Source organism: Streptomyces sp. NPDC057271, assembly GCF_042668715.1.
Taxonomy (GTDB): Bacteria; Actinomycetota; Actinomycetes; order Streptomycetales; family Streptomycetaceae; genus Streptomyces.
In genome coordinates this window covers 34,339-58,844 of the sequence record NZ_JBHUYJ010000035.1, presented here as the reverse complement: position 1 = coordinate 58,844, position 24,506 = coordinate 34,339, and the positions used below count along the sequence as shown (strand labels likewise).

19 protein-coding genes and 1 pseudogene are annotated in these 24,506 nt (G+C 71.4%); 9 read left to right on the top strand and 11 right to left on the bottom strand.

The genetic code is table 11. From position 1 onward, the window contains the following. Positions 1-143: 143 nt before the first annotated feature. From ACFUJR_RS18295 to ACFUJR_RS18285, 3 genes are all read right to left on the bottom strand, one after another. Entirely contained in the window at positions 144-2,426 is a 2,283-nt protein-coding gene (locus ACFUJR_RS18295; RefSeq protein WP_383164223.1) for an MMPL family transporter, read from the bottom strand. Positions 2,427-3,044: 618 nt separating this feature from the next. Beyond that, a complete protein-coding gene (locus ACFUJR_RS18290; protein WP_383164225.1) occupies positions 3,045-3,881 on the bottom strand; it encodes a DUF4097 domain-containing protein in 837 nt (278 codons plus the stop codon). Positions 3,882-4,084: 203 nt separating this feature from the next. Continuing rightward, a complete protein-coding gene (locus ACFUJR_RS18285; protein WP_383164228.1) occupies positions 4,085-4,618 on the bottom strand; it encodes a hypothetical protein in 534 nt (177 codons plus the stop codon). A gap of 226 nt (positions 4,619-4,844) precedes the next feature. Here ACFUJR_RS18285 and ACFUJR_RS18280 point away from each other — a divergent pair, with 226 nt between their 5' ends. Then, a complete protein-coding gene (locus ACFUJR_RS18280; RefSeq protein ID WP_383164231.1) occupies positions 4,845-6,722 on the top strand; it encodes a class I adenylate-forming enzyme family protein in 1,878 nt (625 codons plus the stop codon). A gap of 19 nt (positions 6,723-6,741) precedes the next feature. Here the strand turns inward: ACFUJR_RS18280 and ACFUJR_RS18275 are convergent, their stop codons facing one another. Further along, a complete protein-coding gene (locus tag ACFUJR_RS18275; protein WP_383164234.1) occupies positions 6,742-8,031 on the bottom strand; it encodes a M6 family metalloprotease domain-containing protein in 1,290 nt (429 codons plus the stop codon). 241 nt (positions 8,032-8,272) lie between these two features. On the opposite strand from ACFUJR_RS18275, the gene ACFUJR_RS18270 reads away from it, so the two are divergent. Both ACFUJR_RS18270 and ACFUJR_RS18265 read left to right on the top strand, forming a co-directional pair. Beyond that, a complete protein-coding gene (locus ACFUJR_RS18270) occupies positions 8,273-8,944 on the top strand; it encodes a TetR/AcrR family transcriptional regulator (RefSeq protein WP_383164237.1) in 672 nt (223 codons plus the stop codon). A 192-nt stretch (positions 8,945-9,136) separates the two neighbouring features. Continuing rightward, positions 9,137-10,648 carry an MFS transporter gene (locus tag ACFUJR_RS18265; RefSeq protein WP_383164240.1) on the top strand — a complete coding sequence of 504 codons (1,512 nt, stop codon included), beginning with the start codon at positions 9,137-9,139 and terminating at the stop codon, positions 10,646-10,648. A 54-nt stretch (positions 10,649-10,702) separates the two neighbouring features. Here the strand turns inward: ACFUJR_RS18265 and ACFUJR_RS18260 are convergent. Then, positions 10,703-11,197, bottom strand: a pseudogene (locus ACFUJR_RS18260) (MarR family winged helix-turn-helix transcriptional regulator); the annotation flags it as partial. 294 nt (positions 11,198-11,491) lie between these two features. On the opposite strand from ACFUJR_RS18260, the gene ACFUJR_RS18255 reads away from it, so the two are divergent. Further along, the gene (locus ACFUJR_RS18255) at positions 11,492-12,280 is read left to right on the top strand and encodes a dioxygenase (RefSeq protein ID WP_383164243.1); all 789 of its coding nucleotides are present in this window, start codon (positions 11,492-11,494) and stop codon (positions 12,278-12,280) included. Positions 12,281-12,315: 35 nt separating this feature from the next. Here ACFUJR_RS18255 and ACFUJR_RS18250 read toward each other — a convergent pair whose 3' ends face one another. Beyond that, positions 12,316-12,834 carry a GNAT family N-acetyltransferase gene (locus ACFUJR_RS18250; protein WP_383164246.1) on the bottom strand — a complete coding sequence of 173 codons (519 nt, stop codon included), beginning with the start codon at positions 12,832-12,834 and terminating at the stop codon, positions 12,316-12,318. 167 nt (positions 12,835-13,001) lie between these two features. On the opposite strand from ACFUJR_RS18250, the gene ACFUJR_RS18245 reads away from it, so the two are divergent. After that, positions 13,002-14,009: an RNA polymerase sigma factor RpoD/SigA gene (locus ACFUJR_RS18245; RefSeq protein ID WP_383164248.1), complete on the top strand. Its 1,008-nt coding sequence runs from the start codon at positions 13,002-13,004 to the stop codon at positions 14,007-14,009. 117 nt (positions 14,010-14,126) lie between these two features. Here the strand turns inward: ACFUJR_RS18245 and ACFUJR_RS18240 are convergent, their stop codons facing one another. Then, the gene (locus ACFUJR_RS18240; protein ID WP_383164251.1) at positions 14,127-15,128 is read right to left on the bottom strand and encodes a helix-turn-helix transcriptional regulator; all 1,002 of its coding nucleotides are present in this window, start codon (positions 15,126-15,128) and stop codon (positions 14,127-14,129) included. Positions 15,129-15,190: 62 nt separating this feature from the next. On the opposite strand from ACFUJR_RS18240, the gene ACFUJR_RS18235 reads away from it, so the two are divergent. Then, the gene (locus ACFUJR_RS18235; RefSeq protein WP_383164253.1) at positions 15,191-16,732 is read left to right on the top strand and encodes an MFS transporter; all 1,542 of its coding nucleotides are present in this window, start codon (positions 15,191-15,193) and stop codon (positions 16,730-16,732) included. 91 nt (positions 16,733-16,823) lie between these two features. On the opposite strand, the gene ACFUJR_RS18230 is transcribed toward ACFUJR_RS18235, so the two are convergent. Then, positions 16,824-17,069 (bottom strand): hypothetical protein, encoded by a 246-nt coding sequence (locus ACFUJR_RS18230; RefSeq protein WP_383164256.1) that lies wholly within the window; start codon positions 17,067-17,069, stop codon positions 16,824-16,826. Positions 17,070-17,092: 23 nt separating this feature from the next. On the opposite strand from ACFUJR_RS18230, the gene ACFUJR_RS18225 reads away from it, so the two are divergent. Next, positions 17,093-17,383 (top strand): hypothetical protein, encoded by a 291-nt coding sequence (locus tag ACFUJR_RS18225; RefSeq protein ID WP_383164259.1) that lies wholly within the window; start codon positions 17,093-17,095, stop codon positions 17,381-17,383. A gap of 52 nt (positions 17,384-17,435) precedes the next feature. Here ACFUJR_RS18225 and ACFUJR_RS18220 read toward each other — a convergent pair whose 3' ends face one another. The 3 genes from ACFUJR_RS18220 to ACFUJR_RS18210 form a co-directional block, all read right to left on the bottom strand. Beyond that, on the bottom strand, positions 17,436-18,212 hold the full coding sequence (locus tag ACFUJR_RS18220; RefSeq protein ID WP_383164262.1) for a DUF6227 family protein: 777 nt from the start codon (positions 18,210-18,212) through the stop codon (positions 17,436-17,438). Between the two features lie 133 nt (positions 18,213-18,345). Next, positions 18,346-19,416, bottom strand: a complete 1,071-nt coding sequence (locus tag ACFUJR_RS18215; protein ID WP_383164265.1) for a P1 family peptidase — start codon at positions 19,414-19,416, stop codon at positions 18,346-18,348. A gap of 26 nt (positions 19,417-19,442) precedes the next feature. Next, positions 19,443-20,627 carry a low temperature requirement protein A gene (locus tag ACFUJR_RS18210; protein WP_383164268.1) on the bottom strand — a complete coding sequence of 395 codons (1,185 nt, stop codon included), beginning with the start codon at positions 20,625-20,627 and terminating at the stop codon, positions 19,443-19,445. Between the two features lie 456 nt (positions 20,628-21,083). Between ACFUJR_RS18210 and ACFUJR_RS18205 the strand changes: the two genes are divergently transcribed. Continuing rightward, a complete protein-coding gene (locus ACFUJR_RS18205) occupies positions 21,084-22,187 on the top strand; it encodes an MFS transporter (RefSeq protein ID WP_383164270.1) in 1,104 nt (367 codons plus the stop codon). Beyond that, positions 22,184-24,502 (top strand): molybdopterin oxidoreductase family protein, encoded by a 2,319-nt coding sequence (locus ACFUJR_RS18200; protein WP_383164273.1) that lies wholly within the window; start codon positions 22,184-22,186, stop codon positions 24,500-24,502. The genes ACFUJR_RS18205 and ACFUJR_RS18200 overlap by 4 nt, the downstream gene beginning before the upstream one ends. The last annotated feature ends 4 nt before the right edge of the window (positions 24,503-24,506 follow it).

The following is a 24,506-nucleotide window of genomic DNA, read 5'->3' as shown; positions in this document are numbered from 1 at the left end:
AGCCAAGGTGGCGCCATTGGCATCTTTGATTGGCGTCTGGGCTTCTGGCCTCAGGGTTTGCTGCCCCGGTGGTGAGAGAAAAGGCGCCCCCGCCTCGGCCTGAGCCGGTGCGGGGACGCCTCGTGACGGGCTGGGAAGGCCGTTCAGCCGGCCAGGGTACGCTCCCGGTCGCGGTCTGCGTGCGAGTGTGGCGCCATCTGTGCCTGGCCGAGCTTCTCGCCCTCGACGTCCACCCGGGGCAGGACTCGGTCCAGCCACTTCGGCAGCCACCAGGCGGACCTGCCGAGCAGGGCGAAGAGCGCGGGCACGATCGCCATACGGACGACGAAGGCGTCGAACAGGACGGCGATCGCGAGGGCGAAGCCGATCATCTTGACGAAGTCGTTGTCCTCGACGATGAAGCCCGAGAAGACGCTCATCATGATGACCGCCGCCGCGCCGACCACCCGGCCGCCGTGGCGGAAGCCGTCGACGACGGCCTCGCTCGGGCGCGCTCCGTGGGCGTACGACTCACGCATCCGGCTGACCAGGAAGACCTCGTAGTCCATCGCGAGGCCGAAGACCACGCCGATCATGAAGATCGGCATCGTGCTCATGATCGGGCCGGGCGCGTCGATGCCGAAGACGTCGGCGAGCCATCCCCATTGGAAGACCGCCACGACGGCGCCGAGGGCCGCCGTCACCGAGAGCAGGAAGCCGAGCGCCGCCTTGAGCGGGACCAGGACGGAGCGGAAGACCACCATCAGGAGCAGGAAGGCGAGGCCGACGACCAGGCCCAGGTAGGGCAACAGCGCGTCGTCGAGGGTCTGCGAGAAGTCGATGAACATGGCCGTCTGGCCGGTCACGAGGATCCGGGACGCCGTGCTCTGCTCCAAGCCGCCCGCGGTGTGGCGGAGTTCGCGTACCAGCTCCTCGGTCTTCTTCTCCACCGGACCCGTCTCCGGGATGACGTTGAGGATCGCGGTGTCGCCCGCCTTGTTGGCCGTGGCCGGCGAGACCGAGGCCACGCCGTCCGTCTTCAGCAGCGCCTCGCCGATCTCGTCGCCGACGGCCTTCGCGCCCTTGGGGTCGTTGGAGTCCTTCGTCTGTACCGTGACCAGAAGAGGACCGTTGAACCCGGGACCGAAGGACTCCGAGAGCAGGTCGTAGGCCTTGCGCTGTGTGGTCTCCGTCGACATCTGACCCTCGCCCGGCAGACCGAGCTCCAGGCTCGCGGCCGGTACGGCTATCGTGCCCAGGCCCACGACGCCGACGAGCAGCACGGCCACCGGGTGGCGCAGGACGTAACTCGCCCAGCGGGATCCCAGATTGGGCTTGGTCTTCCGGGCCTGCTCCGCCGCGTGCCTGGCGGCCCTGCGCTGCTTGCGGTCCGACAGCGGCTTGACGGCGTACGCCAGGCGTCCCTTACGGGCCATCACCTTGACCGGTGCGAAGCCGATGAGCGCGGGGACCAGCGTGATGGCGACCAGTACGGCGACCGCGACGGTGCCGGCCGCGGCGAGGCCCATCTTGGTCAGCATCGGGATGTCCACCACGGCGAGCCCGGCGAGGGCGACGATGACCGTGAGTCCGGCGAAGACGACGGCCGATCCCGCCGTGCCGACGGCTCGTCCCGCGGCCTCCTCCGGAGTGCGTCCCTCGGCCCGCTCGGCGCGGAAACGGGACACGATGAAGAGCGCGTAGTCGATGCCGACCGCGAGGCCGATCATCATCGCGAGGGTCGACGTCGTACCGGACAGGCCCAGCGTCGAGCCGAGCGCCGTGATCCCCGAGATGCCGATTCCGACGCCGATCAGCGCGGTGATCAGCGGCATTCCGGCCGCGATCACCGATCCGAAGGTCAGGACGAGGACGATCGCGGAGACCAGGATGCCGATCTGCTCGCCGGTGCCGCCCATCGCCTGCTCGATCTTCACGGCGTCACCGCCGGCCTCGACGGTGAGCCCCGCCTCACGGGCCTGCTCCGTCGCCGCGTCCAGGGCGTCGTGCGCCTTGCCGTCGACCTCCATCGCGGGGACCTTGTACGTCACCACCATGTAGGCGGTCGTCTCGTCCGCGCTGATGGTGACATCGGGGTACGTGTACGGGTCGGCGACGCCCACCACCTGCGGGGACGACACCGCCAACTGCGAGACGAGGCGCTCGACCTGGGCCCGCTGCGCGGGCGCCGTGACCTTCGAGCCCTCGGGGGCGCGGACGACGACCCGTGCGCTGGCGCCGTCGACGCTCGCGTCCGGGAACTTCTCGGTCAACAGGTCGAAGGCCTCCTGCGACTCGGTGCCCGGCATGGAGAACGTGTCGGCGGGCGGCGCCGGCGCGGTCGAGGCGGCGTAGCCCATGCCGCCGAAGATCAGCAGCCAGAGCAGCACCGTCACCCCCCGGCGGCGGAAGGCGAGGCGGCCCAGTCTGGAAAGGAACGTAGCCACGGTGGGCTCCCGTCGGGTTGGTGGTGGTGGTGGTGGTGGTCGGTGGGGTGGGGTGAGGTGGGTGAGGTGAGGTGCGAGGTTCGCTGGGGTGAGGTGAGAGGTGCGCTGCGGCGAGGTGCGCTGAGGTGAGGTGCGTGGTGCGTGCGTGGTGGTCGGCGGGCCGGTCGTCCGGCGCCGGGGCAGCGCGAGATGGCGCCTTGACGGCGCATGGGTGGCGCTCGGTAGTAGGTGCGCGACCAGTGCGGGGTAGGCGCCGCCATCATGGGCGTGTATCTGGCGCCAAGGTGTGAGCTGTTGTGGCGCCATCATGGAAAAGTGGTGGCGCCGCGTCGCTTCGTGTCGAGGGGCCGGGCGGCGCTGCTGAGCGCGTGCCGGGCGGAGCCGAGCAGGGGCGAGGCCCCCGGGAAAGGGATGGGGCGACAGACGTACGTCGCGGCATCGTGGGGCCCGGCGGCGGGCCGGTGGGGCCGTCCGACCCGATGGGGCGGGCGCAGGCCGGTGTCACGCAAGCCCCCAAGGGGGCGCAGGGGTGCGGCGGGTTTCGTTACGGGGCGGGCCGAAGGGCGGCCGGCCGTCAAGCCGCCCTTCGCATGGCGTCCACCCGGGAGGTGCCGGCTCTCAGGCGCGGCGGATGATGATGTCGCCGACGCTCGTACGGCCCCGGACCTCGACGGTCTCGTCGGACTGGCCCGGGCCCTCGGCCGCGCCCAGCTCGTTGCGTACCCGACCCGCCTTGGACCGTACGTCGAGCCAGGCGGCCGTGCCCTCGGCGATGCCGACCTCCAGACCGCCCGCGGCGGAGTCCAGGGTGATCCGGCCGCGCACCACCTCGTCCAGGCGGATCGCGCCGCTCGCCGTCTTGGCGGTGACGGAGGACTCGGCGCGTGCGACGCCGATGGGGCCGTTGGACGAGTTCACGCGCAGCTCGCCGCTGATCTCGCCGATCGCGGTCTCGCCGTTGAGGTTCTTGACGGTCGCCGCTCCGTCGATCCGGCCGACCCGTACCCGGCCCGACCCCTGGATGTCGGCCTCGCCTGTCGTGCGGTCGACCATGATGTCGCCGTGCGAGGTCTTCAGCCGCACGGCGGCGGCCTCCTCCAGCTGGATGTCCCCGGCGGCGGTCGTCAGGCGGCAGTTTCCGAACCGTCCCTCGCCGATCAGCTCGCCGAGGCCCGTGCTGCCGATCAGTTCCGAGCCCGCGGGCAGTTCGACGGTCACGTCGACGGCCCCGACCTTGCCGAAGAGCGAGCGCTTCTTGGGGCCCTTGACCAGCAGCTTTCCGCCCGCGCAGGTCACCTTGGTCTCGGCGGCGGCCTGCACGTCCAGCTTGTCGCCGGGGTCGCTCGGCATCACCTCGACGACGGTGTCGGTGCGCTTGCCCGCGACGATCCGGGCCCGCCCGATCTCGATCTCGACGGTGGCGGTGAGGGGTTCGGGGGTTTCGAAGGTGGGCATGGCTGAGCCGTCCTTTGGCTGGGTGGAGGTGAACGCTGGGTGAGGTGCCTCGGTGGGGCGATATCTCGGTGGGGCGCTTGGGGTGCTTGGGGCGCTTGGGGCGCTTGGGGCGCCTCGGTGGGGCGGTATCCGGGTGGGGTGCTTGGGGCGGTGCCTCGTGGGGCGGTGGCGCGCGGTGATTCCCGGTCTCGCCCCGGCGCGGCTTAGCGGACCCAGCCGGTGAAGCCCTGCCCGACGGCCGGACCCAGGCCCGTCGTGCCGGTGCGGGTGCGGCCGGCCGTGCCGGGTTCGAGGGCGGCGGTCACGGCCCGGACGAGCCAGGCGTTGACCGAGAGCCCCTCGCGGCTCGCGGCCTCCTCGACCCGGAGCTTGAGCTGGGCCGGCGGTCGGAAGTTGATGCGCGAGGTGGCGCCCTCCTCGACGTCCACGGGGAGCGGCGGCGGGGGCGGCGGCACCGGCAGCGAGGCCTCGGGCTCCTCGAAGATGTCGGCGGTGGGCGGCGGGGTCACGACGAACTCGGGGTTGAGCCCGCGCAGTCGCAGGTCGACCGAGCCGGGCGCCAGGTCGCGGGTGACCTCGTCCATCGCGTCCGACAGGGCGTTGAGGAGCGTCAGGCGGGCGGCCGACTCGAGCTGACCGGTGAGCCGGTCGGCCAGGGCGCGTGCTTCGTCGCCTCCGGCCTCGGCGGCCACGCCGAGCTCATGGCGGAGATTGTCTACGTAGGGCGTGAGGTCCATGACGCAATGATGGCACCACCGTGGCGCCATTGCAAGTTCTATGGCGCCATCGCGCGCCATAGTGCGTCATTGGCTCGCCAGGTGGCGCCACCGGTGGCGCGGCTGATCGGGAACCTCGTGGCTTCGCGGGTCGGGGCCTCGAGAACTCGGGGCCTCGGGGGTCGGGCCGACGGCGGTGTACGGCGGCGGTTGACGAGGTGGGAGGGTGGACATAGCGTCCAAACGGGTGAGCAAGCGCTCAGGGAAGGTGGTCGCCGTGGGTGGCGTCGTCGATCGGCTGGTCGGGCCCGGGGCGCTCTTCGCCGTCGAGGACGGGGTGTACGTCGAGGGCCCCCGCACGCTGCGCGAGTTCGTCGAGGCCACCTGGGCCTACGGGGACCGGCCCTTCCTGGTCTCCGAAGGCGGGGTACTGAGCTACCGGGAGTTCTTCGACGCCGCCTGCGGTCTCGCCCGGAGCCTTGTCGATCAGTACGGGCTGCGACCGGGGGACCGCGCCGTCGTCGCCATGCGGAACCGTCCCGAGTGGCAGATCGCCTTCTGGGCCGCCCAGCTCGCCGGCCTCGTCGCCGTACCCCTCAACGCCTGGTGGACCGAGGACGAACTCGCGTACGCCCTCGACGACTGCGCGCCCCGCATCCTCCTCGTCGACGAAGAGCGGGAGGAGCGCGTACGGGCCTGGGCGCGGGCGCACCACGTGCCCGGCATCGTCTTCCACGGCGCCGACCCCGCCGACCCCGCCGACCCCGCCGACCCCGCCCCTCGTGCCGACCCCGCCCCTCGTGCCGACCTCGCCCCTCCAGACGACCTCGATCCCGCCAACCCCGATCCCGCCGACCCCCATTCCGCCAACCCCCACGGCACCCGAGGCCCCGCCCCGCTCACCCGCGCCCGCTTCCAGGCGTACGTGCGCGACACCGACTCCGTCCTCGGGCCGCCGCCCGTCGACGTCCTGCCCGAGCACGACGCGACGATCATCTACACCTCCGGCACCACCGGCCGCCCCAAGGGCGCCGTCGCCACCCACCTCGCCCAGGCCGGGGCCGCTATGAATCCGCGGTACTACGCCGCCGCCTCCGCCCTCGGCCGGGGCACGGTGCCCGGCCAGGGCCCGGCGCCCGTCTCGCTCACCACGTTCCCCTTCTTCCACGTGGCCGCCTTCACCTCGTTCTACTCCGTCATGGCCGCGGGCGGGAGCCTCGTCCTCATGCGGAAGTGGGACGCCGACAAGGCCCTGGAGCTGATCCGGCGCCACCGCGTCACCCACTACGCCGGTGTCCCGACCACCGCCCTCCAGCTCCTCGACCGCGCCGAGGAGACCGGCGATCCGCTGGAGAGCCTCGTGATGCTCAACACCGGAGGCGCCGCCGCCCCGCCGGAGCTCGTCGCGCGGCTCGCCGCCGCGTACGGGGAGCGCGTCGAGCCCCGCAACGGGTACGGGCTCACGGAGACCTGCGGCGGCGTGTTCGCCAACTTCGGTGCCGAGTACCGCGCCCATCCGCACAGCGTCGGCCGCCCCACGCCCGCCACCGAGGTCCGCGTCGACCGGCCCGACGCCGCCGGCGTGGGGGAGCTGTGGCTGCGGGGGCAGTCCCTCGTCCGCGGGTACTGGGGCGACGATGCCGCCACCCGGGAGGCCTTCACCGAGGACGGGTGGTTCCGCACCGGCGACCTCGCCCACCTGCGCGACGGGCGCGTCACCATCGTCGACCGGCTCAAGGACATGGTGATCCGGGGCGGCGAGAACGTGTACTGCGTCGAGGTCGAGGCGGTCCTCCATGACCACCCCGAGGTCCTCGACGCGGCCGTCCTCGGCGTACCGCACCCCACCCTGGGGGAGGAGGTCGCCGCGGTCGTACGGCTCAAGGAGTCGTCGGCCGTCACCGCCGGGGAGCTGAGGGCGCACGTGGGCGCGCGCCTCGCCGCGTTCAAGGTGCCCGCCCACATCGTCGTACGGGACGACGAGCTGCCCCGTAACGCCACCGGGAAGGTGCTGAAGCGGCAGCTCCGGGAGGCCCTCCCGGAGCTGCCGACGGAACAGCTCCTGCCCCGGGAACAGCTTCAGCCCCGCGAACAGCTCCTGCAGGCCGAACCCGACGGGCCTTGAGCCGGGCTTCGGGCCGACCTCAGGAGCGAGTGATCCGGACGCGGTATCCGCCCTTCGGGTCCTCGTCCACCACGGTGATCCTTATACCGTTCGTCCGGTCCGTGAAGGTCTCGCCCGGGCGGTACGGAGCGTCCGACAGCTCCGCGTGGACGTTCGGGCGGCGCGTGCAGCCGCCGCTGTCCTTGTCGCTGTCCGCCACGGTCACCGGGCCGTGCCCGGTGTCGACGTCCGACTCGACCCGGTAGATCAGGACGCCCGGCTCGCAGACGGCCTCGTCGTTGCCCTCGCGCGTGCGGACCTCGACCGCGTACCCCGACGTGTCCGAGAGCGGCACGAAGGCCAGCTTCCGGCCGCCCACCGTGGCCAGCGGGGTCAGGAGGTACTCGGTGGTGCCCTGCCGGGACGAGCAGCCGATCTGGTCGTTGTCCAGCCAGCCCAGCTTCCACTTGTGCCAGCCGAGCAGGTCGTTGTTGGCCCCCCAGTCCTCGGACATGATGTCCCAGTGCCCGACCGTGCCCCCGCCGTCGACGGTGTAGAGGTCGGGCAGGCCGAAGACATGGCCGTTCTCGTGCGGCAGGACGCGGAAGCCGGTCTCGGCGTACGTCCCCGAGCCGTCGTCCTGGCGGCTGTAGACGAAGGACGTGTTCGAGAGCGGGACGCCGTCCGCGTACGGCGCCTCGTCGTTCCCCGAGAAGGTCACCGACAGGACGGTGTCCAGGGCCGAGGGCCCGGCGTTCGGGGTGACCAGGATGTTGACCAGGTCGTACGCGCTGAAGTCCACCTTCGGGTCGGCGGCCTTCACGATGTCCTCGACGAGGCCGCGGTACCCCGGTTCGTACGGTGAGCCGCGCTCTATCCCGTACGAGGCGAAGGGCTGCGGCATCCGCAGCCAGTCGGATATCGGTGCCTCGGGGTGGTAGTGCAGGCGCCCGTACGAGCTGGTGCTGAACCATTCGGCCGTCTGTGGGAAGAACTCGTCGTACCGGCTGAGCGCCGTGCCCTCCCCGGGCGCGTCGGGGAAGTCGACCATCAGGTTGAGGGCTCTGACCCGGCCCGTGGAGCGGGCGTACCCCGGGGCGGTGGGTATCCCCTCCGACATCTGCACACCCATCGTCGTCGCGATCCGGCAAGGCCCGAGCGCCGCCGCGGCGTCCGCGCCGTCCGCCGGTGGCGCGGACGCCACCGGGCCGGCCGAGGCGGGAGCCGGGCCGGGGAGCGTGGAGCTGGCCGAGACGAGGGCGGCGAGTGCGACGGCGGCCGTCGCTGCGAGAGCGATGGGTCTGCGTATGTGCCGACGGGTCTGCTGCATCGGTCGCCTCTCCTGATCAGAGCTGCTGTTCGATCAGCCTGTGTCGAGAGGCGCGGAGGCGCGCGCCGGGTTGGCCCGATCGTGGGTATTCCACGGAGCGTCGACTGTGTGACCCGGATCACATTCCGAGTGGGAAATAACCGGGGACTCCCTCCCCGTTTAAGCCTGTGTTCGAGGAAGTGGGGACTCGGTCCCCGTATCGGAGTCCGAGTCGTCCGGATCATCAGAAGGAGGCGGTGGCGTGACCACCGAAACCGGCGCCACGCCCGCACGTCGTGCCCCCCGCCCGCGGGCAGACGCCCTGCGCAACCGCGAGCGGATCGTCGCGGCGGCCCGGGAGATGTTCGTCGAGTTCGGACCGCAGGTGCCGCTGGACGAGATCGCGCGTCGCGCCGGGGTCGGCAACGCCACGCTCTACCGCAACTTCCCCGAGCGCAATGACCTCATCCACGAGGTCGTCGTCTCCGTCACTGCCCGCACCTCGGGCTTGGCGGAGGAGGCGGCCGCGGCCGTGGACGCGGGGGAGGCCGACGCCTTCGACGCGCTCCGCCGCTTCACCCACGGCGCCGCCGACGAGCGGATCGGCGCCCTGTGCCCGATGCTCGACGGCACCTTCGACGCGAACCACCCCGAACTGCACGCCGAGCGCACCCGGTTGGAGGCGGCCGTACAGGGCCTCGTCGACCGCGCGCACCGGGCCGGCAGGCTCCGCACCGATGTCGGTGTCGGGGACCTGATGGTGGCCGTGTCCCAGCTGACCCGCCCGCTCCCGGGCACCGCCTGTCTGAACATGGACCGCTTCGTCCACCGTCATCTGCAGCTGTTCCTGGACGGCCTCGAAGCGCCCGCGCGCTCCGTGCTGCCCGGCTCGGCCGCCACTCTGGAGGATCTGCGGGGCGACTTCTGCGAGTAGCACCCCGAGCCGACCGTCCCGAAACCGGGCCCCGTAGCCGGAACCCCGGTCCCGTAGTCCGGCCCCGTAGCCCGTAGCCCGTAGCCCGTAGCCCGGGCCCGCGACCGGGTCCCGCGAGGACCCTTCTCCATCCCCGTACTCACGTCCTCACGTCCCGTTTTCTCCTTTACGTACCAAGAGGTGGCTCCCCCCATGTCCGAAACCGATCCCAGGCGCTGGAAAGCCCTGGTCTTCATCGCTCTCGCCCAGCTGATGGTCGTGCTCGACGCGACGATCGTGAACATCGCGCTGCCCTCCGCCCAGCAGGACCTGGGGATCTCGGACGGCAACCGGCAGTGGGTCATCACGGCCTACGCCCTCGCCTTCGGCGGTCTGCTGCTCTTCGGCGGGCGCATCGCCGACCTGTGGGGCCGTAAGCGCACCTTCGTCGTCGGTCTGATCGGCTTCGCCGCCGCCTCCGCCCTCGGCGGGGCCGCGACCGGCGAGGCGATGATGCTCGGCGCCCGCGCGCTCCAGGGCGCGTTCGGCGCGCTGCTCGCGCCTGCCGCGCTCTCCCTGCTCGCGGTGATGTTCACCGACGCCAAGGAGCGCGCCAAGGCCTTCGGCATCTACGGTGCGATCGCCGGTGGCGGTGGCGCCGTGGGCCTGATCCTCGGCGGCTTCCTCACCGAGTACCTGGACTGGCGCTGGACCTTCTTCGTCAACATCCCCTTCGCGGTCGTCGCTGCCATCGGCGCGTACTTCGTGATCCGTGAGCCGGCCGACGGCCGCAACCGCTCGCCGCTCGACATCCCCGGCGTCGTCCTCTCCACCCTCGGTCTGGTCGCGCTCGTCTACGGCTTCACCCGCGCCGAGTCCGCGGGCTGGTCCGACGCCACGACGATCGGCATGTTCGTCGGCTCCGCCGTGCTCCTCGCCGCGTTCGTCCTGACCGAGGCGAAGGTCAAGTCGCCGCTGCTGCCGCTGCGCGTCCTGACGGAGCGCAACCGCGGCGGTGTGTACCTCTCGCTGGGTCTGGCCGTCATCGCGATGTTCGGCCTGTTCCTCTTCCTGACGTACTACCTCCAGGTCGTGAAGGGGTACTCGCCGGTCAAGACGGGCTTCGCGTTCCTCCCGATGATCGCGGGCATGATCGTCGGCTCGACCCAGATCGGTACGCGGCTGATGGTGCGGGTTCCCCCGCGCTGGCTGATGGGTCCGGGCTTCCTGACCGCCGCCGTCGGCATGCTGCTGCTGACGCAGCTGGAGATCGGCACCTCGTACGCCGGTCTGATCCTCCCGGCCCAGCTGCTGCTCGGCCTCGGTATGGGTACGGCGTTCATGCCGGCCATGTCGCTCGCCACCCACGGCGTGGACCCGCGGGACGCCGGTGTGGCCTCCGCGATGGTCAACACCTCGCAGCAGGTCGGCGGCGCCATCGGTACGGCTCTGCTGAACACGATCGCGGCCTCGGCCACGACCGCGTACATCGCCGACCACGCGGCCGGTGCCACGAGCCAGGGCGCGCAGAAGCTGCTCCAGCTCCAGGGCATGGTCGAGGGCTACGCGGCGGCCATCTGGTGGGCCGTGGGCATCCTGGCCGTCTCGGCGGCGATAGCCGTCGCCCTCATCAACACCGGTAAGCCGGACGTCGGCGTGGTCGCCGGCTCGGGTTCGGGCGAGGATGCCGAGGACGAGGTGAAGATCCCCGTCATCGCGCACTGACGCCATGGCCCCGTGCGGGGCCCGCCTCTCGGCCGCTTCCTGCCCTGGTTCCGCTCAGCGGAGCCAGGGCAGGTCCGCGTTCGGGTCCGTCGGCTGGAGGCCCTCCGCCATCACCTTCATGATCGCGCCGAGCTGAGCCACCTGCTCCGGGCTGAGCCGGTCGAACATGGCCTGCCGTACGGCGGCGACATGGCCGGGAGCCGTCCGCCTCAGCACCTCGTACCCCTCGTCCGTGAGGCGCGCGAACTGCCCGCGCTTGTCGGAGGGGCAGTCCTCGCGCACCACCCAGCCGTTCTTCTCCAGGCGGGCGACGGCGTGGGAGAGCCGGGAGCGCGTGATCTTGGCGTCCTTGGCCAGTTCGGTCATCCGCAGCCTGCGCCGGGGCGCCTGGGAGAGGTGGACGAGCAGGCCGTAGTAGATGTGCGGCATGCCGGCGTCGCGCTGCAGCTGGCGGTCGAGATGGTCCTCGAGGAGGGTGGTGGCGTGGAGGTATGCGCGCCATACGCGCTGCTCCTCGTCGCTGAGCCAGCGGGGCGCGTCCGGCTGTGCTCCCTGCGCCGTCTGCGCCGTCTGCGCAGTCTGCGTTGCATCTGCTCCCTGCGCTGCATGTGCTCCCTGCGCCGACTGCGCTGCATGTGTGGCCTGCGCGGTCTGCGCCTTCTGTGCTGCGTGCGCCGTCTGCGCCGTGCCGTCGGGTGCCGTGGTCATGCGATCCATCCTACGACTCGTCCTTGAAAGTTGAACTACATCGCCTTACGCTCGGAGTGAGGCAAGCTTGAACCTTCAATCACCTGTGCCTCGGTCCCCTTACTCTCACCTTTCGGATCACGGGAGGCGGTCGTCATGGACGCCACGCTGGAACGGATGCCCGCCCTCTATCTCTCGCACGGCGCCCCGCCGCTCGCCGACGACCCGGTCTGGCCCGGCCAGCTCGCGGCCTGGGCCGCCGCGCTGCCCCGGCCCAGGGCGATCCTGATCGTCTCAGCCCACTGGGAGGAGGCCCCGCTCGCCCTCGGTGCCACCGAGACCGTGCCGCTCGTCCACGACTTCTGGGGCTTTCCCGAGCACTACTACCGGGTGCGGTACGCGGCGCCCGGCGCGCCCGAACTCGCCGCTTCCGTCCGCGCGATGCTGCGCGGCCCCGGTACGCCGGTGCAGGACATCCCCGACCGGGGGCTGGACCACGGCGCGTACGTCCCGCTGGTGGAGATGTTCCCCGACGCCGACATTCCCGTACTCCAGATCTCCCTGCCCACCCTTGACCCGCGGGCGCTGATGGACATCGGTCGCCGGCTCGCGCCGCTGCGCGACGAGGGCGTCCTCATCGTCGGCAGCGGATTCTTCACCCACAACCTGGCCGCGCTGCGGCACGTGGGGGCGGGAGTGCCGGGCTGGTCGGCGGAGTTCGACGACTGGGGCCGCCACGCCCTGGAGGCGCGGGACATCGACGCGCTCCTGGACTTCGAGCACACGTCCCCGGCGGGCCGCCTGGCCCACCCGCGCACGGAGCACTTCGCGCCGCTCTTCGTCACCCTGGGCGCGGCGGACGCGGCCGGGGACCTGGACGGCGGGCGGAGCGTGATCGAGGGGTTCTGGATGGGACTCGCGAAGCGTTCGGTCCAGTTCGGGTAGGGCCTGGGGGTGCGGCGGGCGCGTGGCGCCCCGTGTCACGAGGGCCCTGCGAGCCGCTTCTCGTACCAGGCCACGTCCCAGTACCGGCCGAACTTCCGGCCGACCTCTTCGTACGTACCGATGTGGCGGAAGCCGAACCGTGCGTGGAGGCGGACCGAGGGCTCGTTCGGCAGCGCGATCCCCGCGTACGCGCGGTGGACGTCCTCGGCCGCGAGGGCCTCGAAGAGCCGCTCGTAGAGGAGCGTGCCGATGCCGCGGCCGGCCGCGTCGGGGGAGAGGTACACGCTCACCTCGACGGAGGTGGAGTACGCGGGTCTGGGGCGAAAAGCGCTACTGGTGGCATATCCGAGAACTCGGCCTTCCGGCCCCTTCTGGGCATCGTGAGCAACCAGAAGGCGATGCGGGCCGTCTTCAGGGTGGGAGCGGAGCCAGGGAAGCCGCCGCTCCGGAGTGAAGGGCTCGGTGTCGAAGGTGATCGCGGTCTCGCGGACGTAGTGGTTGTACAACTCCGTCAGCTGCGCCAGGTCACCTTCCGTGCCCGGCCTGACCTGCATCTCTGTGCTTCTGGACGGCATGAGACCCCCTCGGTGGCGGCACAGGGTACTGCATGATCGCGAAAATCGATGCGCCGCGTGGGAATTCTGTCCTGATTCCAGTCGTTGTTTCCGTCGGATGCAGGGCACCCGAAAGGTGTCGCGACCTACTCAGCAAGGGAGCACGCATGGCAACCCGTGCCGTCGCCCGTCGTCAGTCCTCCGCCACCGGCGGTAGCGGCAAGAGCCGGGCGAGCAGCGTTCGCGTCGTGGGCGGGGAGATCGCCGACCGCGACCTGGTCGGCATGTACCTCGACGAGATCGCACGCACCCCCCTGCTCGACGCCGCCAAGGAGGTCGAGCTCTCCCAGACCATCGAGGCGGGTGTCTACGCCCGGCAGATCCTCGACGGCGCGGTGGACTCCGAGGCGGGAAGCGCGTCCCGTGAGGAGCTTGAGGCTCTGTACGAGGCGGGCGAGCGTGCCAAGGACCTCTTCATCAAGTCGAACCTCCGGCTGGTCGTCGCCGTCGCGCGGCGCTACCCGCGCAGCGGGCTGCCGCTGCTCGACCTGATCCAGGAAGGGAACGCGGGCCTGGTACGCGCGGTCGAGAAGTTCGACTACGCGAAGGGCTTCAAGTTCTCGACGTACGCCACGTGGTGGATCCGCCAGGCCATCACGCGGTCCATAGCCGACCAGTCGCGCACGATCAGGCTCCCCGTCCACCTGGTGGAGGAGCTCGGGCGGATCCGGCGCGTGCAGCGCGAGTTCAACCGGGAGAACGGCCGGGAGCCGGAGCCCGCGGAGATCGCGGCGGAGCTGGGCTCGACGCCCGAGCGGGTCGTGGACGTCCTGGACTGGGCGCGGGATCCGGTCTCGCTGAACATGTCGGTGGACGACGAGGGCGAGACGCAGTTCGGCGACCTCCTGGAGGACACGTCCGCGGTGTCGCCGGAGCAGTCCGTGCTGACGCTGCTGCGCAGTGAGGAGCTCGACGACCTGATCGACAAGCTCGACCACCGCACCGCGTCGATCATCCGGATGCGGTACGGCATCGAGGACGGCCGTGAGCGCACGCTGACCGAGGTCGGCAAGGAGCACGGCCTGACGCGTGAGCGGATCCGCCAGATCGAGAAGCACGCGCTCCTGGAACTGAAGAAGATGGCCCGCGACACGGGCTTCGACGCGGTGGCCTAGCGCGGCCGGTGCACCGGGCGGTCAGAGCCCCTGCCCTCGCGGGCAGGGGCACCGGGACCGCCCGGCACGGCACGCGACGAGGCGGGCCCCGGCCCGTCCGCCCGTCCGCTCGGGCGTTCACCCCGTCGTCGTCGCCGTTGTTGTCGCCGTCGCCGTCGCCGTTGTCGTTGTCGCCGCAGACAAGCGCGCGCCCAGGTTCTTCGCGTAGGTCGTCAGCGAGGACGGCGCGTGGATCGTGAACGGGGCGTCCACCAGGGCCAGCCGGATGGCCAGCCATTCGGTGGAGTCCGTGGTGCGCGTGCGCAGCCGGCACGTGGCCGAGCCGGTCGGGGTCGGGGTGAGGTGCGCCGGAAGGCGGGCCGCCACGAAGTCGGCGGGGGCGTCGAACGTGACGTCCAGGTCCAGTTCCGCCTGTGCCCGGGACATCGAGCGCGTCATGTACTCGGCCGCGCCGCCCGCCGGCAGCTCCCGAGGGGCGAAGCGCGCCCCCGTCGCGAACGGGTCGGACACCCGGTCGACCCGGAACGTCCGCCAGTCCTCGCGCTCCATGTCGTACGCCATGAGGTACCACCGCCGCCCGGTCGACACGAGCCGGTACGGCTCGACCAGGCGGCGCGACTCGGTCCCGTCCCCCGCGCGGTAGCCGAACCGCAGCCGTTCCTGCGCCGTCACCGCGCTCGCGAGGGCCGTCAGTGTCGACGGCGCGACCGTCGCCCCGTCCCCCCGCGTCAGCGGTATCGTCGCGTTCTGCAGCGTGGAGACCCGGTGCCGCAGCCGCGACGGCAGCACCTGCTCCAGCTTGGCCAGCGCCCGTACCGATGCCTCCTCCACGCCCTCGATCGCGTGCCCGGCCCCCGCCCGCAGGCCCACCGCGATCGCGACCGCCTCCTCGTCGTCGAGCAGCAGCGGCGGCATGGCCGTACCCGCGACCAGGCGGTACCCACCCACCGCGCCCTTCGACGCCTCCACCGGATAGCCGAGCTCCCGCAGTCGGTCGATGTCCCGGCGGATCGTGCGCGCGGAGACCGAGAGCCGCTCGGCGAGCTCGCTGCCCGGCCACTCGCGCGGCGTCTGGAGCAGCGAGAGCAGATTCAGGAGTCGTGCCGGAGTGTCCGTCATGGGCCCCAGCATGCGCCGCATCTAGGACATCGGCTGACCTATATGGCCTCTACGTTTCTCCCATGAGTTCACACGACGCCGCCGTGCAGGGTGCAGCGGCCACCGACCGCAGGCGCTGGATAGCCCTCGCCATCGTCATGACCGCGGCCTTCATGGACCTGGTCGACGCCACGATCGTCAACATCGCGATCCCGAGCATCGAGCGGAACCTCGGCGCGTCCTTCGGCGCGATCCAGTGGATCACCGCCGGCTACGCCCTGGCGTTCGCCGCCGGTCTGATCACCGGCGGCCGTCTCGGCGACATCTACGGCCGCAAGCGGCTGTTCCTGCTCGGCACGGCAGGCTTCACCGTCGCCTCCGCGCTCTGCGGCTTCGCCGCGAGCCCGGAGATGCTGGTCGCCTCCCGGCTGCTCCAGGGCGCGGCGGCGGCGATGATGGTCCCGCAGGTCCTGTCGATCATCCACGTCACCTTCCCCGCCCACGAGCGCGGCAAGGTCTTCGGGATGTTCGGCGCGATCATCGGCCTCGGCGCGGTCTCCGGCCCGCTCCTCGGTGCGCTGCTCACCCAGTGGAACATCGCGGGCCTGGAGTGGCGCCCGATCTTCCTCATCAACCTGCCGGTCGGCATCGCGGGCATCATCCTGGGGCGGAAGTTCATCACCGAGTCGAAGGCGCCCAAGGCGCTCCGCCTCGACATCGTGGGCGTGCTGCTCGTGACACTCGCGCTGCTGATGCTCATCTACCCGCTGACGCGCGGCCGTGAGCTGGACTGGCCGCTCTGGGGCCATCTCTGCATGGCAGGCAGCCTCGTCGTCTTCGCCGCCCTCGTCGCGTACGAGAAGTACAAGACGAAGAAGGACGGCTCCCCGCTCCTCGAACTGACGCTGTTCAAGGTGAAGAGCTTCGCGGCCGGTATCGCCGTCCAGCTGACCTTCGGTGTCGTGATGGGCATCTTCTTCCTGGTCTGGACCCTGTACATGCAGATCGGCCTGGGCTGGAGTCCGCTGAAGGCGGGTCTGACGGGCGTGCCGTTCTCGATCGCCGTCTCCACGGCGGCCGGTCTGTCGGTGCAGAAGCTCGTCCCGCGCTTCGGCCGCAAGGTGCTGCAGACGGGTGCGGCGACGATGGCCGCGGGCATGCTCCTCTACCTGTGGGAGGCCGGGCGGTACGGGACCGGCATCGAGGCCTGGCAGATGATCCCGCCCCTCGTCGTCATGGGTGTGGGCATGGGTCTGATCGTGGCCCCGCTGACGGACGCGGTCCTCTCGGACGTGCCGCGCGAGCACGCGGGCTCGGCCTCGGGCCTCATCAACACGACCGGGCAGATGGGCAACGCGCTCGGACTCGGGCTCGTGTCGGTCGTCTTCTTCGGCGTGATCGACGAGGAGCGGCTCGCGAAGGCACCGGCGGAGGTCGGGGCGGCCTTCACGGACGCGTTCCAGAACGCGCTGGGATGGGCGGTGGCGGTGCTCGCCGTGATCTTCCTGGTGATGTTCGCGCTCCCGGCGAAGCCGAAGCAGCACATCGAGGGCGCGGACGCGGACGGCGACGGGGACACGGATGCTCTCGCGACCGTGGAGAAGGAGCCGGCGCTCACGCACTGACCCGCCGCGGTGCGAACCGCCTCGCACGACGGGGTTCTCGAGGGGCGGTGCGTTCCACGAACGCACCGCCCCTCGGTGCGTACCGCTCAGGTCAGGAGCGGTTCACCACGCCTCCGGCGTCCAGGCTGCGGCTGAACTTGGTGGTGCGCATCGCCGCCACAGGCGGTGTCGCCTGCTGGACCCAGCCCTCGTCCCAGGTGAACTGGCCGTTGATGTCACCGTGTGTCTGCCACACCTGCCCGCCTGTCGTGAGCACCTTGATGTAGGCGTCGTTGCCCTGGGCCTCGATGCCGACAGCGCATACGTTCGGCGGATAGTCGGGGTTGGCGGGATCCATGCCGACCGCCGTGGCGTTGGCGCATGCTCGACGTCGGCGTCCGCTTCTACCTGGCGGACGGGCTGCGGCCGCGCGACGTCTTCCTGGGCACGGCGGCAGCCGACCACGCCGACCTGTGGTCGACGGAGTGCCCCGACCCGGCCGCGTGTCTGCGGGACGAGCCGCGGATCTGGCTCGTCGTGGCCGGTGACGCGGCCGATCCGCTGGACGCCCTCCCGGCCGCCCAGGCGCGGGCCCTCAGAGCGCGCTACACCGCGACCGGCACCGAGCGACTGACCGGCGTGACGGTGGCCCTGCTCGTGCGCGTCCCCTAGACATGGCCCCGGGGGCGCGGCCCGTACGGTCGGCCTCCCGGCGCGCCGTGCCTCACCTCACTCGGGCGCGGTGCTCCATCGCGTCGCGTGCGCTGCGCTCGTCCTCGTAGACCTCGCACATGTGGCGGCCGTCGGGTGTCGCCGTGTGCTCCACCTCCCAGAGGCTCATCTCCGTGCCGTCGAGCAGCAGGAACGCGTGCTCGTAGAGGGTGAAGCCGGCGTCCCGGCCGCCCTCCGCCGCGTACTGACGGCCGAACGCCTGCGTGATGTGGTGCGCGTACGCCACGCGCAGCCGGCACGCGGTCTCCTCGCCGGGCCGGTCCTCGTTCTCCGCGCGGCGCAGCACCCGCCGGGCGTGGTCCGGTGAGTCCTCGGCGACGTACTTCCGGGGCTGCTTCGCTATCCGGCGGGACAGCAGGGTGCTCAGCAGCTCCAGGTCGCCGTCCTCGTCGAAGTCCGGGTCGGTGGAGCGCTCGACGCCCCAGCCCGGGGAGAAGCGGGCGGGCAGCCGGGAGGCGGCGAGCCGGGCCTCCGCCTCGTCCGCGTACAGCTCGTGCTGCTCGGTGCCGTCCCGGCCGGAGTTGTGCACCAGCTCCCAGAGGCTGAGCGCCGTGCCGTCGGCCAGGAGATAGGTGTGGCGGTACGTGGTGCGGTGCAGCGACGCGCTGTGGTGCGAGGAGTGCAGCGCGCTGGAGTGGGCGAACGCCGTCTCCAGACGCTCGATCGTGGAGTCGGGCAGGTCGAAGGAGTTGAGCGCCCGGCCGAGGAGCCGCTCAACGTGCGTCTCGGTCGTCTCGTACGGATCGAGATGATCCCGCGGATCGTTCAAGAGGGTCTCCAGGCCGTCGCCGCATGTCACTTGGTGCTTGCTTAACGTAGTCCCTGGGTCTGACATCGTGTCCGGGGTTCGGCAAAACGACGGGGGCGTGCGGGAAGTTCCCGCACGCGGGTCGGCGGTCGTCTCAACTCCCTTTGTTGTATGGGGAGTCGACAAGCGGGGAGGGTTCGTACAGCTCGCGGTACGAGGGGAAGTCCCCGCCCGGTCCCGTCACCCCCTCGGCGGTACCCCGGACCGCCCGGACGATCGCCCGGGTGACCAGGTCCGCGCCCGCCGCGAGGATCTCGTTGAGAGCGAGCGGACCGGCGTCCGGGGCCTGCTCGCGCGCGCCGGTCGCGAGGGCGAAGACCGTGTCGCCGTCGTTGAGGAGATGGACCGGGCGGACGGCGCGCGCGATGCCGTCGTGCGCCGTGCCCGCGAACTTCTGCGCCTGCGCCCGGGTCAGCGCGGCGTCCGTCGCGACGACCGCGAGGGTGGTGTTGAGGGGCGGCGGTGCGTTCCTCGCCGAGGCCTCGGCGAGGCGCAGCCTCGCGGCCTCGTGGACCGCCGGATCCGGGTAGGCGGGCCGGCCCTGGAAGTACTCCCCGTACAGCGCGCCCGTCTCCGGATCGACCGCCGAGCCGACCGCGTTGACGACGACCAGCGCGCCGACCGTGATCCCCGACTCCAGGACCGTGCTCGCCGTGCCGACCCCGCCCCTGAGCCCGCCGACGACGGCGCCCGTGCCCGCCCCGACCGCGCCCGTCTCCACGCGCGCGTGGACCTCCGTCGCCGCGGCGGCCTCCACCGCGGCCCGCCCCGTGGACGCGTCCGGCCGGGCGGCGAAGTCGCCGCCGCGGCCCAGGTCGAAGACGCAGGCGGCGGGGACCACGGGGACCACGTGCGAGGGCTCGGGCCCGACCCGTACCCCACGCCCCCGCTCCTCGAGCCAGGCCATCACTCCGGCCGCCGAGTCGAGCCCGTACGCGCTGCCGCCCGTCAGGACCACGGCATCGATCCGACGCACGACGTTACGGGGGTCGAGGGCGTCGGTCTCCCGCGTGCCGGGCCCGCCGCCGCGCACGTCCACGCCTGCGACGGCCCCGCCCTCGGGGGCGAGGACGACGGTGGTTCCGCTGAGGGCCCGCGGCCCGGCCACGCGCGCGTGGCCGACCCGCAGCCCCGTCACGTCCGTGATGGCGTCATGGTTCGTCATGGTGCCTGCGTACCACGCCTGTTCGATCAGTGCCCGTGGCCGGGGCCGGGCCCGTGCGAGACGGGGGTGCGCGCGGCCAGCGTCACCCCGGCCGCCACGGTCGCCGCCGCCGCGAGACCGGCCAGCAGGACCGCCCAGCGGCCGGCGAACGTGCACATGAGGATCGCCAGCGACGAGACGGGCAGTACGAGCTGCTGTGCGATGCCGACCTTGAAGTACCGGGCGTGGAGCAGCCACACGCAGAGCAGGAAGAGCGCGGTGGGGATCGTCACGGCGGAGGAGGCGGCGAGCGTGGAGATGTGGGCCTCGCCCACCGTCTGCTCGACGGCGATCTCGATCCCGGCGCCGATGGCGGCGGCGGAGGCGAAGATCAGGTAGTGGCCGTAGCCCCAGAGGAACCCCTGCCGGTTGGAGCGCAGGCGGACATGGGCGGGGGCGGCGAAGTAGATCCACCACGCGGCGTAGACGATCAGCAGGCCGCCCGCGGTGATCGGGAGCAGCTCGTCCAGGGCGTCGTACTCGCTGACCCCCGTCTTCACGGCGACCGTCGCCGCCGCGATGCTCTCGCCGAGCACGATGATGGTGAACAGGCCGTAGCGCTCGGCGATGTGATGCGCGTGCCAGTGGGTGTTGGTGTCCTTCTCCGCGATCGCGGGGACCGCCAGTTCGGCGACGACCATGACGACGAAGATCCACGTGCGGGCGGACTCGGGGGCCCACAGGAGGGCGGTCCACCCGATCTGGCAGAGGACGACGCCCGCCGCGTACCGGCGGCACATCGTCCGCTCGGCGGGGTCCGCCGCGTGGTGGGCGGCGCGCAGCCACTGGAACGAGAGGGCGAGCCGCATGACCACGTAGCCGACCACGGTGACGAGGAAGTCGTCCTCGAAGACGCGGGAGACCCCGGCGGCGAGGATGAGGACGCCGGCGATCTGGACGAAGGTGGCGACGCGGTAGATGACGTCGTCGTTGTCGTAGGCGGAGGCGAACCAGGTGAAGTTCATCCAGGCCCACCAGATCGCGAAGAAGACCATCGCGTAGTGGGCGATGCCGTCGGCGGCGTGGTGCTCGGCCACCGCGTGCACGAGCTCGGCGCCGGCCTGGGCGACGGCGACGACGAAGCAGAGGTCGAAGAAGAGCTCGAGCGGTGTGGCGGCGCGGTGGGCCTCGGCGCGGGATCGCGCGACGAGGGGCAGGAACGGTTGCGTCATGCGCCACAGGACATCAGAGCCGGGCCCGGCCCCCGGCCTTCGGCACGCGGACCGGAGCGCGGGCGCTCGGCTGCCCGGGGCCCCGCGGCCCGGGCAGGGACGTTCCGGCAGTCCGAGGCCGACGACGCCCCCTCCGCCTCCGACAGCCGGAGCGCCGGGACCCCCGCCCGCCGGATCACGGGCCATGGCCTCCGCCCCGACCCGTGGGTGATGCCGACGCGGGCCCGGCCCGTGGGTGGTGCCGACGCCGGCCCGGCCGTGGGTGCCCTGGCCCGGTGGGCGGGCGGCCTGGTCGCGGACAGGCCGCGCGGCGCGCGGGCGACGATCCTGTCGTTGCGTCGTCACCGGCCTTCCCGACGCCTACGGCCGCGGCCGGGCAGGGCGAACGAGCGACACGCTCACCCGCCCGGTCCGCAAAACAGGTTGAATTCCGGCATACCGTCCTAGCGTGTGCGCGTGACCGAGCCACCCGAGACCGAGCCACCCGCGACCGGGCGACCGCAGAGCCCCCCGCCCGTCGTGCAGACACCCGCCGACGTACGCCGCCGGGCCACGCTCGCCGGAACCTCCGTCTCCGCGCTGCTGATCGTCGCGATCGTCCTCGGCAGCCGGCTGCTGCGAGACTTCGACTCGGTGCTTCTTCCGTACGCCGTCGCCACCGTCTTCCTCGCCTTCGGCGTGGCCTACCGCTACACCGTCTGGATCTCCGCGCCCGGTGCCCGCCGCCTCTTCACGCAGGGCCGGCGTTCGTTCTTCTCGGCCGCCAACTTCCGCAGGGCGCCCACCGCGCTGCCGAAGATGATCGCCACCTATCTCGGCTTCCAGAAGTTCCTCGGCGCCCGGTCCCACGCCCGCTGGGCGGCGCACCAGTTGATCTTCTGGGGCTGCGTCCTGGCCGCCCTGATCACCTTCCCGCTCACCTGGGGCTGGTTCACCTTCACCTCGTCCACCGGGTCGGGGCCCGGCTACGAGATGCGCGTCTGGGGCTTCGAGGTCCTCGGCTTCGACTCCCTGAACATCGTCGGCTGGCTGATGTTCCACGGGCTCGACATCGCCGCCGTCCTCGTCATCCCCGGCGCCTGTTACTTCCTGTGGCGCCGGATGAAGGACCGCGGGGCCATCAGCGGCCAGCGCTTCGCCTACGACCTCGTCCCGCTGATCGCCCTCATCGTCATCTCCGTGACCGGGCTCCTGCTCACCTTCTCGTCGATCTTCCTGCACGGCGGCGGCTACGAGTTCCTGGCGATCCTGCACATGGTGTCCGTGGTCTTCACCCTCATCTACATCCCGTTCGGGAAGTTCTTCCACATCGTGCAGCGGCCCGCCGCCGTCGGCATGCAGCTCTTCAAGTACACGTCCCGCCGCAGGGACGGCGACGAGATCCTCACCTGCCGCCGCTGCGAGGAACCCATCGACACCACCCCCTATGTCGAGAACCTCCAGGGCACCATGCGCGACCTCGGGCTCGGCTTCGACCAGGGACCCGAGTACTGCCCCCGCTGCAAGCGCGTGATGCGCGGCAACGCCTACCTGACCCACGTCAAGAAGGGCTTCAAGTGACCCAGCAGCACGTGGGCCGCGGCCGCGGGCTCCCGCTCGACCCCTCGATCGCCCCGCCCGGCACCCGCGACTTCCGTGACGCCGGAGGCATCCCCGCCGACCGCTGGCACGCCGACCAGAACGGCGAGACGCTCGTCCCCACCCACTGCTGCTTCTGCGGCGTCCAGTGCGGCATGTACCTGCGCGTCGACCGTGCGGGCAAGGTCTTCGGCGTCGAACCCCGCAACCACGACATCAACCGGATGCGGCTCTGCCCCAAGGGCATCAACGCCTACCAGCAGGTCAACCACCCCGACCGGCTCACCACCCCGCTCATGCGCCGCAACCATGACGAGGAGTTCCGCGAGGCGAGCTGGGAGGAGGCGCTCGACCGCACCGTCGCCGAGATCCGCCGCATCCAGGCCGAGTACGGCAACGACTCCTTCGGCCTGCTCGGCGGGGCCAGCCTCTACTCCGAGAAGACCTATCTCGTCGGCAAGTTCGCCCGCGTGGCCCTGAAGTCCCGGCACGTCGACTACAACGGGCGCCTGTGCATGGTCTCCGCGGCCGGAGCCAACAAGCTGTCCTTCGGCATCGACCGGGCCGGCAACCCGTTCTCCGACATCCTCCTCACCGACTGCCTCCTCATCGCCGGCTCCAATGTCGGCGAATGCTTCCCCGTGATGACCCAGTACCTCTGGGGAGCCCGGGACCGCGGCGCGTCCCTGATCGTCGTCGACCCCCGCGAGACGGCCGTCGCCCGCACCGCAGACCTCCATGTCGCACTCAAGCCCGGCACCGACTCCGCGTTCTTCAACGCCGTCCTGCACGTGATCGTCGCCGAGGGCCTCACCGACGAGGCGTATCTCGCCGCCCACACCACCGGCTGGGACGAGGTGAAGAGGACCGTCCAGGAGTACCCACCGTCCCGCTCCGCCGAGATCTGCGGCGTGCCCGAGGAGCAGATCGTGCGCACCGCCCGGATGTTCGCCGGCGCGGACCGGGCCATGGCCTGGCACGCCCGCGGCGTCGAGCACCACTCCCAGGGCGTCGAGAACTGCCTGACGATCATCAACCTGTGCACCGCCACCGGGAACATCGGCAAGCCGGGCGCCGGCTACGGCACCATCACCGGCCAGGGCAACGGTCAGGGCGGCCGGGAGCACGGCCAGAAGTCCGACCTGCTGCCCGGCGGCCGCTCCATCACCAACCCCGAGCACCGACGGCAGATCTGCGAGATCTGGGGCGTCGACGAGTCCGAACTCCCGCCCGCCGGCACCTCCATGATGGAGATGGTCTGGCAGATGCAGCGAGAGGAGATCCGCGGCCTGATCGGCATCTGCAACAACCCCTTCGTCTCCCTCCCCCACTACGCGACCGTCAAGAACGGCTACGACACCCTCCAGTTCCACGCCCAGTTCGACTTCTTCCTCTCCGAGACCGCCGCCAACGCGCACGTGGTCTTCCCGGTCACCGTGTGGGCCGAGGACGAAGGCGTGATGGCCAACGCCGAGGCCCGGGTCGTCAAGCACAACAAGGCGCAGGAGCCGCCCGCCGGGGTCCGCACCGACACCTGGGTGATCTGCGAACTCGCCAAGCGCCTCGGCGTCGGGGACAAGTTCGACTTCCCCGACTCCCGTTCCGTGTTCGAGGAGCTCCGCGTCGCGTCCGCCGGAACGGTCAACGACTACTACGGCATCACGTACGAACGTCTGGAGGAGACGGGCGGTATCGCCTGGCCCTGCCCGTCCACCGACCACCCGGGTACCCCCCGCCTCTTCGAGGACGGCAGGACCTACCACCCCGACGGCAAGATCCATATGCAGGTCGTCGAATGGCGCCCGCCGATGGACCCGTACAGCGAGGAGTACCCCCTCTCGCTGACCACCGGCCGCACCGTCGCCCACTTCCTCTCGGGGAACCAGACCCGGCGCCTGGGCGCCCTCGTCGAACAGACGCCGAGGCCCTGGGTCGAGGTCCACCCCTCCCACGGCTTCTGCAACGGCGAACCCGTCCGCGTCGTGACCCGCCGCGGCAGCGTGGTCTTCCCCGCCCTGGTCACCGAGGCGATCCGACCGGACACCGTCTTCGTGCCGTACCACTGGCCGGTCCCCGCCGCCGCCAACACCCTCACCATCGACGCCCTCGACCCCCGCTCCAAGATCCCCGAGTACAAGGTCTGCGCGGCCCGCATCGAGGCCGCCGAACGGATCGACGAGGTCCCCGCGCCCCCGACCGCCCCCGGGCAGCTCGCCTACCCGGAGACGCAGGTCTCCCGCACCGACCCCCTGCCGCCCACGTCCCCGCAGGGCCGTGGCACCTCGGAGAGGAGCTGACGCA